The organism is Alitabrizicola rongguiensis (assembly GCF_021491355.1).
Classification (GTDB): domain Bacteria; phylum Pseudomonadota; class Alphaproteobacteria; order Rhodobacterales; family Rhodobacteraceae; genus Aliitabrizicola; species Aliitabrizicola rongguiensis.
Genome location: NZ_JAKENF010000001.1, coordinates 1,136,219 through 1,153,562, shown reverse-complemented (window position 1 = coordinate 1,153,562; position 17,344 = coordinate 1,136,219). Strand labels below are relative to the sequence as shown.

The window sequence follows — 17,344 nt, the reverse complement described above, 5'->3', positions numbered from 1 at the left end:
TTCGGTCAAAACCACGTCAGACGGGATGACGCAGGCGGTCGCCCGCCTGCACCGGAATGCCTTACTCGGCCGGAACTGCCTGCACCTCGTCGCTCAGCGGCGCGGGCAGGTGGATGAGCATTTCCTTGGGGCAGACCTGCAGGAAATTCGCCCGCTCTGTCGCCCAGTCCGCAAGGATCTCGGCAGCCTTGCGGCTACCGGTCTCGGCGACATGGCGTTCGATCAGCTCCTTCAGCTGGGCCTCCCAATGCGGGTGCCCAATGCCACAGGTCACGACCGACTCAAGGTTCATCATGTCCTCGGCCGTGCCCTTCGGGTCATAGACATAGGCCATGCCCCCGGTCATGCCCGCGGCGAAGTTCGCGCCGATCCGGCCAAGGATCACCGCGACACCACCCGTCATGTATTCGCAGCCGTTCGAGCCACAGCCCTCGACCACCACCTTCGCGCCCGAGTTCCGCACCGCGAACCGCTCGCCCGCACGGCCGGCGGCGAACAGATAGCCCGCCGTAGCCCCGTAGAGCACCGTGTTGCCGATGATCGTGTTCTCCGATGCCACCAGCGGCGAGGCCATCTGCGGGCGCACCACGATCACCCCGCCCGACAGGCCCTTGCCGACATAGTCGTTGGCATCGCCCATCACCTCGATCTTGAGCCCCGGCGCGGCAAAGGCACCAAGCGACTGGCCTGCGTTGCCGGTCAGCTTCACCGTCAGATGATCGGGCTGCAGGTTGTTCCGCATCCCGAACTTCCGCACGATGTGGCTCGACGCCCGCGTGCCGATGGTGCGGTGCGTGTTCCGCACCGCGTAGGACAGCTGCATCTTCTCGCCATCCTCGAAGAAACGCGCCCCGTCGCGGATGATCTCGGCATCGAGCGTGTCCGGCACGGCATTGCGCGGCTTCGAGCGGTCGTAGGTGATCTTCTGCGCCCCATCCACCGTGATGAGCAGCGGGTTGAGGTCCAGATCGTCAAGATGCGCCGCTCCCCGGCTGACCTGGGTCAAGAGGTCGGCCCGGCCGATGATTTCGTCGATCGAGCGCGCGCCAATGCTGGCGAGGATCTCCCTCACCTCCTGAGCGTAGAACGTGATGAGGTTCACCACCTTGTCCGCCGTGCCAGTGAACTTCTGCCGCAGGGCTTCGTTCTGGGTGCAGACGCCGACCGGGCAGGTGTTCGACTGGCACTGGCGCACCATGATGCACCCCATGGCGATCAGCGCGGCAGTGCCGATGCCGTATTCCTCGGCCCCCATCATCGCCGCCATGACGATGTCGCGGCCCGTCCGCAGACCGCCATCGGTGCGCAGCGTCACCCGCTCGCGCAGGTTGTTCATCGCCAGAACCTGATGCGCCTCGGTCAGACCCATCTCCCAGGGCAGGCCGGCGAACTTGATCGAGGTCGCAGGCGAGGCCCCGGTGCCACCGTTATGGCCCGAAATCAGGATCACGTCGGCCTTGGCCTTTGCCACGCCCGCCGCGATCGTGCCGACGCCCGAGGAGGAGACGAGCTTCACCGTCACCTTGGCGCGCGGGTTGATCTGCTTGAGGTCATAGATCAACTGCGCCAGGTCCTCGATCGAGTAGATGTCGTGGTGCGGCGGGGGCGAGATCAGCGTCACGCCCGGCGTCGAATGGCGCAGCCGCGCGATCAGCGCTGTCACCTTCATGCCGGGAAGCTGTCCGCCCTCGCCGGGCTTGGCGCCCTGCGCCACCTTGATCTCCAGTTCCTCGCAGGCGTTCAGATATTCGGCGGTCACACCGAAGCGGCCCGAGGCCACCTGCTTGATCTTCGCGCTCGGGTTGTCGCCGTTCGGCTCGGGCAGGAAATGCGCCGGGTCCTCGCCGCCTTCGCCCGAGTCGGACTTGGCGCCGATACGGTTCATGGCGACGTTGAGTGTCTTGTGCGCCTCGGGGCTCAGCGCGCCAAGACTCATGCCCGGCGTCACGAAGCGCTTGCGGATCGAGGTGATCGACTCGACCTCTTCGATCGGCACCGGCTTGCCGAGCGGCTTGATGTCCAGAAGGTCGCGGACATGGATCGGCGGGTTCGCCCGCATCGCGGCGGAATACTGCTTCCACAGGTCATAGCTCGCCCGGTCGCAGGCCGATTGCAGCATGTGCATCGTCTGCGCTTCCCAAGCGTGCTTCTCGCCCGAGCGGCGCGCCTTGTAGAAGCCGCCGATCGGAAGCACGTCGGTACCCGCGCGCCAGCCCTTGGCATGGACCTCTTCCAGCTTCTGCTCGATGCCGGAAACACCGATGCCCGAAATGCGGCTGTTCATGCCGGGGAAGTATTCGGCCACCATCGCGCGGGACAGGCCCACCGCCTCGAAGTTAAGGCCCCCTCGATAGCTGGAGATCACGCTGATCCCCATTTTCGACATGATCTTGAGCAGGCCCGCATCGATCGCATCGCGATAGCGGCGCATCGCGTCGGTCAGATTGCCGTCGATAAGGCCGCGGCTGATGCGGTCGGCGATCGAATCCTGCGCAAGATAGGGGTTCACCGTCGTCGCGCCACAGCCAATCAACACCGCGAAGTAATGCGGGTCGATGCATTCCGCCGCCCGCACGTTGATCGAGCAGAAGGTCCGCAGGCCCTTGCGCGTGAGCCAGCTATGCACCGCGCTTGTGGCCAGAATCATCGGCATCCCGACCTTGTCCGGCCCCTGATGCTGATCGCTCAGCACAAGATGACCGGCACCCGAGCGCACCGCATCCTCGGCCTCGGCGCGGATACGCTCCAGCCCCTGATGCAGGTCATCAAGGCTCGGCCCGACGGGGAAGGTGCAGTCGATGAACGCCACCTGCGGCCCGAACTGCTTCACCATCACATCGAATTCGGCATTGGCGATGAAGGGGCTTTCCAGAACGAGTATCTCGGTCTGGCTGGAGTTCTCCTCGAGCACGTTCTTGAGGTTGCCGAACCGCGTCTTGAGGCTCATGACCCGGCTTTCGCGCAGACTGTCGATCGGCGGGTTCGTCACCTGGCTGAAGTTCTGGCGGAAGTAGTGGCTCAGCGGGCGATAGACGCTCGACAGCACGGCGGGCGGCGTGTCGTCGCCCATGCTCGCCACCATCTCCTTGCCGTCCTCGGCCATCGGCGCCAAAACCTGTTCAAGATCCTCGAGCGTGTAGCCAGCGGCGATCTGGCGCTTGCGTAGATCCGCCCCGGTGAACAGCGTCTGCTCGGGCACGTCGCGCAGCAGCGCGTTCAGGTCGATGACTTTCTCGATCCACTCGCCATAGGGCTGGCTCGCCGCCAGACGGTCCTTGAGCGCGTGGTCGTGGTAGAGCTTGCCCTCACCCATATCAACGCCGATCATCTGGCCCGGCCCGAGCGCGCCCTTCTCACGGATAGTCGTTTCATCGACCGGCACCATGCCGGCTTCGGACCCCGCGATCAGCAGACCATCGCCGGTCACGACATAGCGCATTGGACGCAAGCCGTTGCGGTCAAGGCCGCCGCAGACCCAACGGCCATCGGTCATCGCCAGCGCAGCAGGCCCGTCCCACGGCTCCATGACCGAGTTGCAATAGGCATACATGTCGGCCCAGGCCTTGGGCATCTCGCCGGTCATCTTCGACCAGGCCTCGGGCACCAGCATGGTCTTCGCCATCGGCGCCGAGCGGCCCGAGCGCACCATCACCTCGAACACCGCATCGAGCGCACCCGAGTCCGACGTCCCCGAGGGGATGATCGGCTTGATGTCCTCCGCCGCGTCGCCAAAGGCCGAAGAGGCCATGCGGATCTCGTGGCTCTTCATCCAGTTGACGTTGCCCTTCAGCGTGTTGATCTCGCCGTTATGGGCCAGCATGCGGAAGGGCTGCGCGAGCCACCACTGTGGGAAAGTGTTGGTGGAATAACGCTGATGATAGATCGCGAAGGCGCTTTCGAAGCGTTCGTCCAGAAGGTCGGGATAGAAGACCGAAACCTGCTCGGCCAGCATCATGCCCTTGTAGATGATCGACCGGCAGGAGAGTGAGCAGAGGTACAGCCCCTGGATCTGCGCGGCGATGGCCGCCTTCTCGATCCGGCGGCGGATGATGTATAGCTCGCGCTCGAAGGTTTCCTCGTCGATGCCCTTCTCGCAGCGGATCAGGATCTGCTCGATCTCGGGCCGGGTCGCGTTGGCCTTCTCGCCCAGCACCTCGGTGTTCACCGGGACGTGCCGCCAGCCATAGATGTAATGGCCCATCCGCAGCACTTCGGTCTCGACGATCGTGCGGCAGCGTTCCTGCGCGCCGAAATCGGTGCGCGGCAGGAAGACCTGGCCGACCGCGATCAGCTTGTGCATGTCGGGCTCGTGGCCCGTGCGGCGGACCTGGTCGTAGAAGAACTTGACCGGGATCTGCACGTGGATGCCCGCGCCGTCGCCGGTCTTGCCGTCAGCATCGACTGCGCCCCGGTGCCAGACCGCCTTCAGCGCGTCGATCCCGTTCTGCACGACCTTGCGACTGGGCTTGCCGTTGATCGACACCACAAGACCGACGCCGCAGGACGAATGCTCATCCTCGGTCTTGTAAAGCGAATGCTCGTTCATGTAGGCGCGCTTGGCCTCTTCGGCGGCAACCCAGGCGGCATCATAGGTCATGGCGCATCTCCCTTCACAAAGAGGTTCTTCTGTTCGTATTCAGCCTGCGTCGCCCGGCGGTGATCGCCCTTGAGCTGGACCGAGGCCATCGCCCGATCGGAGTAGACTTCCGACCGCAGCGGCACCGTCAGTTCTCCGTCGAACAGTCCCGGCATCAATTCGTAGCTGGTGTTTCCGACGTTCGTATTGCGCATCCACAGATGGCTTCCGCAGACGCTGCAGAAGGCCCGCTCGGCGAATGCAGACGAGGCATAGCGGGTCACGGGCCCCTCGACCTTTACCCCCTCAGCCTCTGCGTTGAAGCACAGGAACAACCCGCCCGACCAGCGCTGGCACATCCGGCAATGGCAGGCGCCCGGGCGCGGATCATGCGGGCCGGCGACCGAAATGACCACGGCGCCGCACAGGCAATGCCCAACCATCGGCGCGCTCATTTCCGCACCGACACGGGCTGGATCGACGCCGCGCCTTCCGCGCGCGACAGGACAGCGTCACAGTCAAACAGCGGCTCGGTCGTGCGGAAGCCCGGTTCACCGGGAAAGATGAACTGGAGAGGACTGCCATCGACAGGCAGGCTTCCCTCTTCCGTCATCCATTCCGACGGGCCTGAGAAGAACATCCGCCAGTCGGCCTTGATGTATTCGTTGCCCTTGGCGCTGCGCAGTACCGTGCCGTCCTCTGCAGTTTCGCTGAAGCTGAACTCCGTTTCCTGCAGATCGATACCGTCGATCGTTACCTTCTCGCCTGTCAGGCGGTCGAACCCGGTAACGTGGCTGCGGCTGCCATCGTCCTTCGTCAGGTTGAAGTCGAAGCTGTCGACGCCCTTGGAAAGAAGCTCGCTGTACGATGCCGCATCGACCGGATTGGGGTCGAGGGATTGGCGGACAAGAGGAAAGAACTCGTAGCTCTCGATCCACTGGGTCTCGTAATCCGTATGGCTGACGAAGAAGAGACCTTCCTGGTCGAAATCCGCCCGCCACTGGTCACCCGCCGGATCTGCGTCGCAACGATAATGGTTTGCCACCCGGCATCCGCGTGACTGCACGGTCATGAACACGCTGCAGCCCTCGGGCGGGTCGAACAGGGCGCCGTCAGGCGTCGCGGCGGGGGACTGGGCGAGCGCGGGCGTACCTGCGGCAAGCGCGGCAGCAAGGCTGACGCATTTGGCGGATCGCCAAACACCCGAATGCTCCTGTCGACATACGATTGCCATATCGAAACCCGACGCTTTCCAGATCACTCCGCAGCGACCTGCGCAGATTGCGCGATGTAGTCGAGGATTGCGTCAGCAGCCTCGCGACCGTCACGGATCGCCCAGACGACAAGGCTTGCCCCGCGCACGATGTCGCCCGCGGCAAATACGCCGGGAAGGCTGGTCTGGTGGCTGCGGAAATCGGCCTTGATCGTTCCCCAACGGGTGACTGCCAGGTCCGGCACACCCCAGAGCGTAGGCAATTCCTCGGGTTCGAAGCCCAGCGCCATTACCGCTAGATCGGCGGGTTCAACATAGTCTGCGCCTTCGATGACCTCGGGCATCTGGCGGCCGCTCGCATCGGGGGCACCCAGGCGCATGCGCTGAACCATGACACCATCCACCAGTTCGCCACCGGTGAAGCCGCGCGGCGCGGTCAGCCAAACAAATTCCACGCCTTCCTCTTCGGCATTCTGTACCTCGCGCTGCGAGCCCGGCATGTTGGCCCGGTCGCGGCGGTAAAGGCATTTGACGCTGAGCGCGCCTTGACGGATCGCCGTGCGCACGCAGTCCATCGCCGTATCTCCGCCGCCGATCACGACCACCCTCTTGCCGCGTGCGTCGAGGTCGCCGGTGTCGAACGCTGGCACCTCGTCGCCGAAGCTCTTGCGGTTCGAGGCCGTCAGATAGTCCAGCGCCGCAACGATCCCCTTGGCCCCTACCCCCGGCGCCTGGATGTCGCGCGCCTTGTAGACGCCAGTGGCGATCAGCACGGCGTCATGCTGGCCGCGGATCGCGTCAAAGGTGATGTCCGTGCCGACATCGCAGTTCAGAACGAAGGAGACACCGCTGCGCTCCAGCTGTTCTATCCGCTGCATGACCACTGGTTTCTCCAGCTTGAAACCGGGGATCCCGTAGGTCAGCAGCCCACCAGCACGGTCGTAGCGATCATAGACCGTGACCTGAACGCCAGCGCGGCGCAGCCGGTCGGCAGCGGCAAGCCCGCCCGGTCCTGCACCTATGATACCTACGCTTTCCGCCCGCTCCACTGCAGGTCGGATCGGCACGACCCAGCCGTTTTCCCAGGCGGTGTCGGTGATGTATTTCTCGACGGAACCGATCGTGACCGTGCCATGGCCTGATTGCTCGATAACGCAGTTGCCTTCGCACAGGCGGTCCTGCGGGCAGATGCGGCCGCAGATCTCGGGGAAGGTGTTGGTGGCCTGGCTGATCTCATACGCCTCCTTGAGGCGGCCCTCGGCGGTCATGCGCAGCCAGTCGGGAATGTTGTTGTGCAGCGGGCAATGGCTTTGGCAATAAGGCACGCCGCACTGGCTGCAGCGCCCGGCCTGCTCTTCCGCCTTCGCGGTCGCATAGTCGCGATAGATCTCGTGGAAATCCTGCGCACGCAGATTTGGCGGACGCTTTTCGGGCATCTCCTTCGCGACGGTCACGAACTGGAGCATGCGTTGCTTGGCCATGGCTGCGCCTCCCAATGATCTGCGGGTGCGCCTTCATACGGCAGGGCAATCAGGAATAAAAGTCAATTATACTGACCTAATTCCTGCTTTTCTGCGCTGGTTTCGAGTTTTTCGCGGGAAACTTCCGAAATTTAGGTCAGATTTGATTACCTAAGTACTCATCTGCCCATCAGAAGCCCAATCAAGGCTAGAGAGCCAACGATGATTCGCCACCAGCCAAACAGGGCGTAGCCATGCCTGCTCACGTAACCGAGCAGCCATTTGACCACGAAAAGGGCAGTTATGAAGGCCATGATGAAACCGACAGCGATGTCTGACACAGCTGCGAAATCCAGCGCATGGCGGTTCTTGAATAGGTCAAGCGCGACTGCGGCGATCATCGTCGGCATCGACAGGAAGAACGAGAATTCGGCGGCGGCGCGCTTGCTGGCCCCCAGCCAAAGCGCGCCGACAATGGTCGCACCCGACCGTGAAACGCCCGGGATCATCGCGAGGCATTGGAACAGACCGATCTTGAACGCCATGCCGAAGCGGAATTTCATCGCGTCATCGACTTTGGGTTCTCCAGCCAGACGATCGACGAACAACAAGACCATTCCGCCCACGATCAACATCACCGCGATCAGGACCGGTGTCTCGAACAGGACCTTCTTGATGAAGTCATGGGCCGCCAGCCCGATCACGACAGCCGGCAGAAAGGCGACGAGGACCGCGACAATGAAGCGTTGGGCGTCGGCATCGTGGGGTGCCCTGCGGAACAGGTCGAACAGCTTATGGGCATAGACACTGAGAAGCGCCAGGATCGCGCCCAACTGGATGACGACCTCGAACGTGTCGCCCGAACTCTTGAAACCAAGGAAATGCGCCGCAAGCAGCAGATGTCCGGTCGAAGAGACTGGAATGAACTCGGTCAGCCCTTCGAGCATCCCGAGAAGGGCGGCGACCAGCGTGGTCGACTCCGGCATGGTCACCTCGTCTTGTCAGGACCGTCTCAGACCTTGCGAAGGTTCTTCGCAGAGTCCTTGATCGCGGCATACTGCCCCGACGGCCGATAGCGCCACAGGTATTCGGGCGCGATTGCGTTAAATGACGAAGCCGTGATCCCAAGGTCCGCGAGACCTTTCTCTTTCGGATCAACCACGTTGTCATGTGCCAGATTTCTGACCTGATCGAGGGTCAGTGTCCTGTTCTTCACCAGGCCAAGCGTAACGAACTGCAGGGCATCGAGCGCAAAGCCCACGATGCGCCCCACGAAGAACGGCAGGTTCAGGATCAGACGCCGGCGCTGAACAACGTCGAGCATCTGCTTCATGTGCTCGCGGAAGGTCGCAGCCTCGGGTCCGCCAAGCTCGTAGACGCCGGGAGCCGCAGAGCCGAGAACGCCTTTCACAGCTGCCTGCGCAACATCGTCGACATAGACCGGCTGGAACTTCGTATTGCCGCCGACGATCGGCAGGATCGGGCTGAGAACCGTCATGCCGGCGAAACGATTGAAGAACTGATCTTCGGGGCCGAAGACCACCGAGGGGCGCAGGATCACGGCATTCGGGAAGGCCGACAGAACCGCTGCCTCTCCCTCTGCCTTGGTCCGGGCATACGAGCTGTTCGAATCCGCATCGGCCCCGATGGCCGAGACATGGACCAGCTTTTCAACGCCAAGCTCGGCCGCGATCCGGGCAATGCGGCCCGCGCCTTCGGCTTGCACGGCATCGAAGCGGTTGGCTCCGGCTTCCGCGAGAATTCCCACGCAATTCACCACGGCATCCGCGCCAAGCATCACTGCCCGAACCGAGGCATCGTCGCGGACATTGCAGAAGATCGGTTCGACCTGGCCCACGACGCCGTAAGTCTTTACGAACAAGGCATCGTTCGGGCGGCGGCAGGCGACGCGCACGCGCCAGCCCTCAAGCGCCATCCGCCGCGCGATGTAGCGTCCGATGAAACCAGAACCGCCATAGATCGTGACGAGCTTGCTCATCTGCCGCGCCCTCTTGGAATTGCTGCAAACCTGCCCCCGGGAATAGCTTTTCACTCTGGCAGGAACAAGCCGCAATTGGCGCGACGTTTTTTCACCTCGCCCCGTTGACACCGACATTCGGCATGGATACATCGCCCGTCACGACACCTGCCCAGGTGGCGGAATTGGTAGACGCGCTGGTTTCAGGTACCAGTGTTGCAAGACGTGGAGGTTCGAGTCCTCTCCTGGGCACCAAGTCTACGAAAGGCCTCGCGCAAGCGGGGCCTTTGTCTTTTCAGCCCCTTGCAGACAATCCGCAAAGACAAAGGCCGCCCCATTCGGGACGGCCTCAACAGATCGCGCCAGGCAGCTCTCAGCTCTTCTTGCTATCCCAGAAACCCTTGACCTTCGAGAAGAAGGACGACCCTTCCGGGTTGTTCTCGCGGCTGAGCGACTCGAACTCGCGCAGCAACTCTTTCTGCCGCGATGTCAGCTTGACAGGCGTCTCGACAGAAAGCTCGATCAGCATGTCTCCCGATCCGCCGCCGCGGAGCGCGGGCATACCCTTGCCGCGCAGTCGCATCTGCTTGCCGGTCTGGCTGCCTTCCGGAACCTTGACCCGGCTCATCCCGCCATCGATCGTCGGGACCTCGACCTCGCCGCCAAGCGCGGCAGTGGTGATGCTGATCGGCACATGGCAGTAAAGAGTCGTTCCGTCACGTTGGAACAAGGCATGATCCTTCACCTCGATGAAGATGTATAGATCTCCAGAAGGCCCGCCGCGCAGACCTGCCTCCCCCTCGCCTGCCAGGCGGATCCGCGTGCCCGTCTCGACCCCGGCCGGGATATTCACCGACAGCGAGCGCTCCTTCTCGACCCGGCCCGCGCCTCCACAAACCTTGCACGGGTTCTTGACGATCTGGCCCATGCCGCCGCAGGTCGGGCAGGTGCGCTCGACCGTGAAGAAGCCCTGCTGCGCCCGAACCTTTCCCATGCCCGAACAGGTCGGGCAGGTGACCGGCTCTGCTCCGCCTTCCGCACCGCTGCCGTGGCAGGCCTCGCATGTGACCGAGGCGGGAACATTGATCGTCTTCTGGATGCCGGAATAGGCTTCCTCGAGCGAGATGCGCATGTTGTAGCGCAGGTCAGACCCGCGCTGCGCCCGTGACCGGGCCTGCCCGCCGCCACGACCGCCCATGAAATCGCCAAACAGGTCCTCGAACACATCCGAGAAGGCCGAAGCGAAATCGCCCTGCCCGAAGCCACCGCGTTGACCACCGCCGCCACCCATGCCGCCTTCGAAGGCCGCATGCCCAAAGCGGTCATACGCCGCCTTCTTGTCGGCGTCCTTCAGCACATCGTAGGCCTCGTTCACTTCCTTGAACTGGGCCTCGGCCTGCGGATTGTCAGAGTTTCGGTCTGGGTGAAGCTCTTTGGCCTTGGTCCGGTAGGCCTTCTTCAGCTCTTCCGCCGATGCCCCCTTGGAGACCCCGAGCACTTCGTAATAGTCGCGCTTTGCCATGGCAAAACTCCCTGACTGAACCGGAGAAGGGCGGCCCGTTGCCGGACCGCCCCTCTGTGGTTCTGCGCGGTCTTACTTCCGCTTGTTGTCCCCGAGATCCTCGAAATCTGCGTCGACGATCTCGTCATCCACGTCGCGCGGACCTTCCTCGCTACCCTCCGACTCGGCCTGACTGGCTTTGTAGATGGCTTCGCCCAGCTTCATCGCAGCTTCGGTCAGGTTCTGGATGCCGCCGCGGATCTTGCCGGCGTCCTCCGACTTCAAGGCCTCTTCCAGCGCACCCATCGCAAGCTCGATCGCTTCGACCGTCGAGGGGTCAACCTTGTCACCATGCTCCTCGAGCGATTTCTTCGTCGAGTGCAGCAGGCTTTCGCCCTGGTTCTTGGTTTCGACCAGCTCGCGCCGCATCTTGTCGGATTCGGCGTTGGCCTCGGCGTCCTTGACCATCTTCTCGATCTCGTCATCCGACAGACCGCCGGACGCCTGGATCGTGATCTGCTGCGTGCGGCCCGTGCCCTTGTCCTTGGCGTTCACCGACACGATGCCGTTGGCGTCGATGTCGAAGGTCACCTCGATCTGCGGCACGCCGCGCGGCGCCGGCGGGATCTGTTCCAGGTTGAACTGGCCCAGCATCTTGTTGTCGGCCGCCATCTCGCGCTCGCCCTGGAAGACGCGGATCGTCACGGCATTCTGGTTGTCTTCGGCCGTGGAGAAGATCTGCGACTTCTTGGTCGGGATCGTGGTGTTGCGGTCGATCAGGCGGGTAAACACGCCACCGAGGGTCTCGATGCCGAGCGACAGCGGGGTCACGTCGAGCAGGACGACATCCTTGACGTCACCTTGCAGCACGCCGGCCTGGATCGCCGCGCCAAGCGCCACGACTTCGTCCGGGTTCACGCCCTTGTGCGGCTCTTTCCCGAAGAACTTGGTCACCTCTTCGATGACTTTCGGCATCCGGGTCATACCGCCGACCAGAACCACCTCGTCGATGTCGCCCACGGTCAGGCCAGCATCTTTCAGCGCGGCCTGGCAAGGTTTGATCGAGGCCTTGATGAGGTCGCCGACCAGGCTTTCCAGCTTGGCGCGGGTCATCTTGACCACCAGGTGCAAAGGCTGCCCGGTGTTCTTGTCCATGCTGATGAACGGCTGGTTGATCTCGGTCTGCTGACTGGAAGACAGCTCGATCTTGGCCTTTTCCGCCGCTTCCTTAAGGCGCTGGAGCGCCATCTTGTCGAGCGTGAGGTCGACGCCGTGTTCCTTTTTGAACTCGTCGGCCAGGTAGGTCACGATGCGCATGTCGAAGTCTTCGCCACCGAGGAAGGTGTCCCCGTTGGTCGACTTCACTTCGAACAGGCCGTCGTCGATCTCGAGAATGGTGATGTCGAATGTACCGCCACCAAGGTCATAGACCGCGATCGTTTTCGTCTCTTTCTTGTCGAGACCGTAGGCAAGCGCCGCCGCCGTCGGTTCGTTGATGATGCGCAGCACTTCAAGACCGGCGATCTTGCCGGCGTCTTTCGTCGCCTGACGCTGAGCGTCGTTGAAATAGGCGGGAACCGTGATGACGGCCTGCGTCACCGGCTCACCCAGATACGACTCCGCCGTTTCCTTCATCTTCTGAAGGATGAAGGCGGAAATCTGGCTGGGCGAGTATTTCTCGCCGCGCACTTCGACCCAAGCGTCGCCATTACCACCGTTCACGACGTGGTACGGCAGGTTCTTCTTGTCCTTCGCGATCATCGGGTCGTCGACCCGGCGCCCGATCAGGCGCTTGACGGCAAAGACGGTGTTCGTGGGGTTGGTGACCGCCTGGCGTTTTGCCGGCTGGCCGACCAGACGTTCGGTTTCAGTGAAACCGACGATGGAGGGGGTGGTGCGGGCGCCTTCCGAGTTTTCGATGACCCGCGGTTGAGCGCCATCCATGATGGCAACGCAGGAGTTCGTGGTCCCGAGGTCGATCCCGATGACTTTGGCCATATTCTGCTACCTCTTCTTTCGGCGATGTTGTGGGGGCAAGAGCCGATTGCGGCCTCCCGTCCCCGATCCCATTTCGATCCGGGTCAGGCGGCCGCCCGCCCCGGCTTCGAGGGGTATATAAGAGGGGGTCATGGGGCCTGCAAGCGTCACGGTCCCGTGATTCTGAGGGAATCTGTTCAGGAAGGTCGAGATGCGAGTCAGGGTGGAACCAGAGCTCAGGATCGGCGGGTTCGAGGTCTATCCCGGCCTTCTGTCTCCCAGCGAGCAGGTGGCGCTTGTCGAAGACTTGCGTCAGGTGGTTGCCGCCGCTCCCTTCGTTTCGCCAGTGACGCCAGGGGGCCGCCCGATGAGCGTGCGCATGACCGCCGCTGGCCGGCTGGGCTGGATAACCGATCGCCATGGCTATCGCTATTCCCCTGTCCATCCGCAGGGGATGGCCTGGCCCCCGATCCCGCCCCGGGTTCTCTCCTTATGGGACAAGGTGACGGGTCTCGACCGACGTCCGGATTGCTGCCTTGTGAACTTCTATGGCGAAGGCGCGCGGATGGGCCTGCACCAGGACCGGGACGAGGGCGACTTCACCTTTCCGGTCGTGTCGATCTCTCTCGGTGACAGCGCGCTGTTCCGGATGGGCGGGACCGACCGAAAGGACCCGACGCGCAGCCTGTGGCTTTCCTCTGGCGACGTTGTCGTACTGGGGGGCGCGGCTCGGCTGGCCTGGCACGGGATCGACCGGGTGCGACATGGCTCGTCAAGCCTGCTCCCGCAGGCGGGCCGGATCAACCTGACACTGCGCGTTGTGGACCTGGGCGATTAGTTCGTGGCGTTCCAGCTGGCCGATGCATGCCGGCGCGTGAAGTTTTCGAGCAGCAGTCCCACCATGAAACAGGCCAGAGTCACCTTCAGCGGATAGGTCAGCGACGTGAATCGCGGCGAATAGTTGAGAAACACGTAGCCACGGCTCTGGTCGATGATATGGAAAAGGGGGTTCCACCAGAACATCGCCAGCATCGTCGTGGACAGAGTATTGGCCAGGAACATCTTGCCCGAGAAAAGCAGGTTCAGCCGCTGAAAGATCGTCGCCGCCAGCCCGAACAGGTTCGGCGACCAAGGCCTTGCAGCTAGAAAGACCATGCCTACCGACATGCCCCAGATCCACGCCATGAGGAGCGTCATCAGGGCACCGACGGGCTCATCTATGGTGATCGGATTGAAAACCACGTCATAGAAGAAAAGGATCACCCCCGCCGAGAGGATCTGGATATAGAGCGACGATAGCGCCGCCGCGCCTATCGAGACGAAGGTGTTCATCGGCGCATGCTTCATCATCTGCGAAGTTGAATTCTCGGCCCCCGCAACCGCGCCCATCGTCTTGCTGAAGGTCATGAACATGAAGACGCCAGTCATGGTGTAGAGCATGAAATCGCCCCGCACTGCCGTCCGCCGCATGCCGAGAAGGTCGAAAACCAGGTAGAGCAGAACCACGAACAGTACCGACTGGGCGATGTTCATCATAAGGCCGAAGGCCGCGTTGCGGTGCGACTTGCGCACCCGGCGCACCGCGGCATGAAACGTCACCTCCATCATCGCGAAAGCGGAGCGCAGGCGTGACGGGTTCGTCGGGGTGCGGAACATGCCTGTCTGCTTCCTCGGGGGCGAAGAGGGGTCTCGCCGCAATCTGCACAGGGAAATCTTGCCGTTCCCTTTGCGCCACATCATAAGAACATGCCGCAATTATTCAACTGCGGCGACTGGACAAGGCTGGAGACCACATATGGATCACGATCGCTTGCTGACAGTGATGCGCCGACTGGCGCTCGAGGCTGGCGACCGGATCATGGCAATCTACAGCGGCCCGGATTTCCAGGTGAAGGCAAAGTCCGACACCAGCCCGGTTACCGAAGCCGACGAAGCCGCAGATGCGTTGATCTCTGCCGGGCTGCGCGCAGCCTTTCCCGATCTGCCGCTGATCACCGAAGAGCAAGCGGCCTCGCATGGTCAGACCGCCTCGACCTTCCTGATCGTCGATCCGTTGGACGGCACCAAAGAGTTCGTCCAGCGGCGCGGCGATTTCACCGTTAACATCGCCTATGTCGAAGACGGTGTGCCAACGCGCGGCGTGGTCTACGCCCCGGCAAAATCGAGGCTCTTCTACACTCTGGCCGACGGCCGCTCGGTCGAGGAGGTTGGCCCGCACGATCGCGACCGCCCCGGCAAACAGACCGAACTGCGGGTGTCGCGCCCCGACAATGCCGCGCTGATGGTCGTCGCCTCGAAATCTCACCGTGATCAGGCGACGGACGACTACATTGCGAAATATGCCGTGCGCGACATGACCAGCGCAGGATCATCGCTGAAGTTCTGCCTTGTCGCGACTGGTGAGGCCGATCTTTACCCCCGTCTTGGGCGGACGATGGAGTGGGACACCGCCGCCGGCGATGCCGTCCTGCGCGGCGCCGGCGGGAAAGTGGTGCGCTATGACACACATGACCCGCTGACCTACGGAAAGCCGGGCTGGGACAATCCCTTCTTCATCGCTTTCGCGCCAGGTGTGGACCTGAAGCAATGAGCGTGCTGATCGCAATTCCAGCTCGCTACGCCTCAACCCGCTATCCGGGCAAGCCGCTGGTCGAGCTCAAGGGACCGGATGGCGTCTCGAAGAGCCTGATCCGTCGTAGCTGGGAGGCAGCTCGCAGCGTTCGCGTGGCAGATCGTGTGGTCGTGGCCACCGACGATACCCGGATCCGGGACCACGCCGAGGCCTTTGGTGCGGAGGTGATCATGACCTCCTCCGACTGGCTGAACGGCACAGAGCGCTGCGCCGAGGTTGCGGCGCGCCTTCCGGGCTACGAGATCGTGGTGAACCTTCAAGGCGATGCGCCCCTGACCCCGCCCTGGTTCGTCGAAGACCTTGTGGCTGGACTTCGCGCAGCCCCCGGGGCCGATGTTGCGACCCCCGTCCTGCGTGCGGATGGCCGGGCGCTGAACGGGTTCCTGGCCGATCGCCGGGCCGGTCGTGTCGGCGGCACGACTGCGGTCTTCGGCGCGGGCGGGCGGGCGCTCTACTTCTCGAAAGAGGTCATTCCCTATACCGGGCAGATCTATGGCGATCACGAAGCGACGCCCGTATTCCATCATGTCGGAGTCTATGCGTATCGCCCTGCCGCGCTTCAAGCCTATGCCGACTGGGAACAAGGACCGCTTGAGCGTCTGGAAGGCCTTGAGCAACTGCGCTTCCTTGAAAACGGGCGCAACGTCCTTTGCGTCGAGGTTCAGGCGCGCGGCAGGCTGTTCTGGGAGCTGAACAACCCCGAGGACGTCGCCCGGATCGAGACGATGCTGGCCGAGATGGGAGGCGCATGACCGACACGCCGGTCAGCGTCATTGTCGTCAGCCGTCATCGGACGGAGCTTCTTCTTCGATGCCTCGCCGCGCTGCGTCTGCAGGACCATCCCCTGATGGAGGTCATCGTCGTTGCTGATCCAGCCGCGGCCCAGGACGTGACGAAGCTTGGATTGCCGCTGAAACTGGCGGTCTTCGACGAGGCGAACATCGCTGCTGCACGAAACGTCGGCCTTGCAATGGCCGCAGGCGATGTCGTCGCCTTCATCGATGACGACGCGGTGGCAGAGCCGACCTGGCTGCGCTTGCTGACCGCCCCGTTCAAGGATCCCTTGGTCGGCCAGGCCGGCGGATTTGTCCGGGGGCGTAACGGCATTTCCTGGCAGTGGCGCGCACTGGAAGTGGATAGCGACGGCCAGGATCATCCGTTGGATGTTCCGGATGCGGTCAGCCTGCATCGCGGCACAGGCCGGGGCGCCGTTAAGACCCAAGGAACCAATTGCGCGTTTCGCCGACAGACGTTGCTGGCGGCAGGCGGGTTCGATCCAGCCTTTCGCTACTTCCTGGATGATGCTGATGTGAACCTGCGCCTGGCCGAAAGCGGAGGCCTTGCGGCCGTGGTGCCCTTGGCCATCGTGCAGCATGGCTTTGCGGCAAGCGAACGGCGCCGCGCGGATCGAACGCCGCGTGACCTGCACGAGATCGGGGCCAGCGCCGCCGTCTTCGCGCGTCGCCATGCGCCGACACGGGTTGAACAGGTTGTCGACCGGCTGCGGCGGGGGCAGCGCGACCGCCTGATCCGGCTGATGATCGACGGTGCGATCGAACCTGGCGACATCGCAAAGCTCGAGGCCACGCTGGAGACAGGCATTGCCGATGGAATGAGCCGGGCGCTTCGCGCGCTTCAGCCGGTCCAGTCGCAAGAAAGCCCATTCTGCCTGATGCCAGGGACCGGGCCGCGCGATGCGGTCTTGCTGTCAGGCTGGATCTGGACTCGCCGCCGGCTGCGTGAGGAGGCAGAGCATCACGCCAGCGACGGGCGCATCGTGTCGGTCGTGGAGTTCACGCCGGGCCTGCTGCGCCATCGTGAGCGATTCGTGAGCGGAATATGGTGGCAGACAGGAGGAATCCTGGGCAGATCCGACCGGACGAGCCCGGTTCTCGCCGATCGCGACCCGCGCAAAAGGTTGGCGCGAGAGGCGAAAAGATTCCGATTTGTGCGAGGGTTGAGCAAATCGCCGTGAGAGTGGCCGTGATCGGCGATGTTTCGCCGGAA

13 protein-coding genes and 1 tRNA gene are annotated in these 17,344 nt (G+C 63.1%); 5 read left to right on the top strand and 9 right to left on the bottom strand.

Annotation, left to right across the window (positions count from 1 at the left end; translation table 11 throughout):
• Nucleotides 1-61 precede the first annotated feature (61 nt).
• The 6 genes from gltB to L0V05_RS05655 form a co-directional block, all read right to left on the bottom strand.
• Complete coding sequence (gltB, locus tag L0V05_RS05680) at nt 62-4,597, bottom strand: glutamate synthase large subunit (RefSeq protein ID WP_234869113.1); 4,536 nt, start codon at nt 4,595-4,597, stop codon at nt 62-64.
• Nucleotides 4,594-5,031 carry a GFA family protein gene (locus L0V05_RS05675; protein WP_234869112.1) on the bottom strand — a complete coding sequence of 146 codons (438 nt, stop codon included), beginning with the start codon at nt 5,029-5,031 and terminating at the stop codon, nt 4,594-4,596. The genes gltB and L0V05_RS05675 overlap by 4 nt, the downstream gene beginning before the upstream one ends.
• A complete protein-coding gene (locus L0V05_RS05670) occupies nt 5,028-5,810 on the bottom strand; it encodes a hypothetical protein (RefSeq protein ID WP_234869111.1) in 783 nt (260 codons plus the stop codon). The genes L0V05_RS05675 and L0V05_RS05670 overlap by 4 nt, the downstream gene beginning before the upstream one ends.
• Before the next feature lie 23 nt (nt 5,811-5,833).
• Nucleotides 5,834-7,270, bottom strand: coding sequence for an NAD(P)-dependent oxidoreductase (locus tag L0V05_RS05665; RefSeq protein WP_234869110.1), 1,437 nt, complete (start codon nt 7,268-7,270; stop codon nt 5,834-5,836).
• Between the two features lie 158 nt (nt 7,271-7,428).
• Complete coding sequence (locus tag L0V05_RS05660) at nt 7,429-8,235, bottom strand: undecaprenyl-diphosphate phosphatase (protein ID WP_234869109.1); 807 nt, start codon at nt 8,233-8,235, stop codon at nt 7,429-7,431.
• Nucleotides 8,236-8,261: 26 nt separating this feature from the next.
• Entirely contained in the window at nt 8,262-9,248 is a 987-nt protein-coding gene (locus L0V05_RS05655) for a complex I NDUFA9 subunit family protein (protein ID WP_234869108.1), read from the bottom strand.
• Nucleotides 9,249-9,397: 149 nt separating this feature from the next.
• Here L0V05_RS05655 and L0V05_RS05650 point away from each other — a divergent pair.
• Nucleotides 9,398-9,482: transfer RNA gene (locus tag L0V05_RS05650), tRNA-Leu, on the top strand.
• Nucleotides 9,483-9,600: 118 nt separating this feature from the next.
• Here L0V05_RS05650 and dnaJ read toward each other — a convergent pair.
• Together dnaJ and dnaK are read right to left on the bottom strand one after the other, a co-directional pair.
• Nucleotides 9,601-10,749, bottom strand: a complete 1,149-nt coding sequence (dnaJ, locus tag L0V05_RS05645) for a molecular chaperone DnaJ (protein WP_234869107.1) — start codon at nt 10,747-10,749, stop codon at nt 9,601-9,603.
• Nucleotides 10,750-10,821: 72 nt separating this feature from the next.
• Entirely contained in the window at nt 10,822-12,726 is a 1,905-nt protein-coding gene (gene dnaK / locus L0V05_RS05640; RefSeq protein WP_234869106.1) for a molecular chaperone DnaK, read from the bottom strand.
• 190 nt (nt 12,727-12,916) lie between these two features.
• On the opposite strand from dnaK, the gene L0V05_RS05635 reads away from it, so the two are divergent.
• A complete protein-coding gene (locus L0V05_RS05635; RefSeq protein WP_234869105.1) occupies nt 12,917-13,543 on the top strand; it encodes an alpha-ketoglutarate-dependent dioxygenase AlkB family protein in 627 nt (208 codons plus the stop codon).
• Here the strand turns inward: L0V05_RS05635 and L0V05_RS05630 are convergent.
• Complete coding sequence (locus L0V05_RS05630) at nt 13,540-14,361, bottom strand: ABC transporter permease (protein ID WP_234869104.1); 822 nt, start codon at nt 14,359-14,361, stop codon at nt 13,540-13,542. The genes L0V05_RS05635 and L0V05_RS05630 overlap by 4 nt on opposite strands.
• Nucleotides 14,362-14,500: 139 nt before the next feature.
• Here L0V05_RS05630 and cysQ point away from each other — a divergent pair, with 139 nt between their 5' ends.
• Genes cysQ through L0V05_RS05615 form a run of 3 tightly spaced genes read left to right on the top strand, consistent with a single transcriptional unit; the run spans nt 14,501 to nt 17,312 of the window.
• A complete protein-coding gene (gene cysQ, locus L0V05_RS05625) occupies nt 14,501-15,295 on the top strand; it encodes a 3'(2'),5'-bisphosphate nucleotidase CysQ (protein ID WP_234869103.1) in 795 nt (264 codons plus the stop codon).
• Nucleotides 15,292-16,089: a 3-deoxy-manno-octulosonate cytidylyltransferase gene (locus L0V05_RS05620; protein WP_234869102.1), complete on the top strand. Its 798-nt coding sequence runs from the start codon at nt 15,292-15,294 to the stop codon at nt 16,087-16,089. The genes cysQ and L0V05_RS05620 overlap by 4 nt, the downstream gene beginning before the upstream one ends.
• Entirely contained in the window at nt 16,086-17,312 is a 1,227-nt protein-coding gene (locus L0V05_RS05615; protein WP_234869101.1) for a glycosyltransferase, read from the top strand. Before L0V05_RS05620 ends, L0V05_RS05615 begins: the two co-directional genes overlap by 4 nt.
• Nucleotides 17,313-17,344 lie beyond the last annotated feature (32 nt).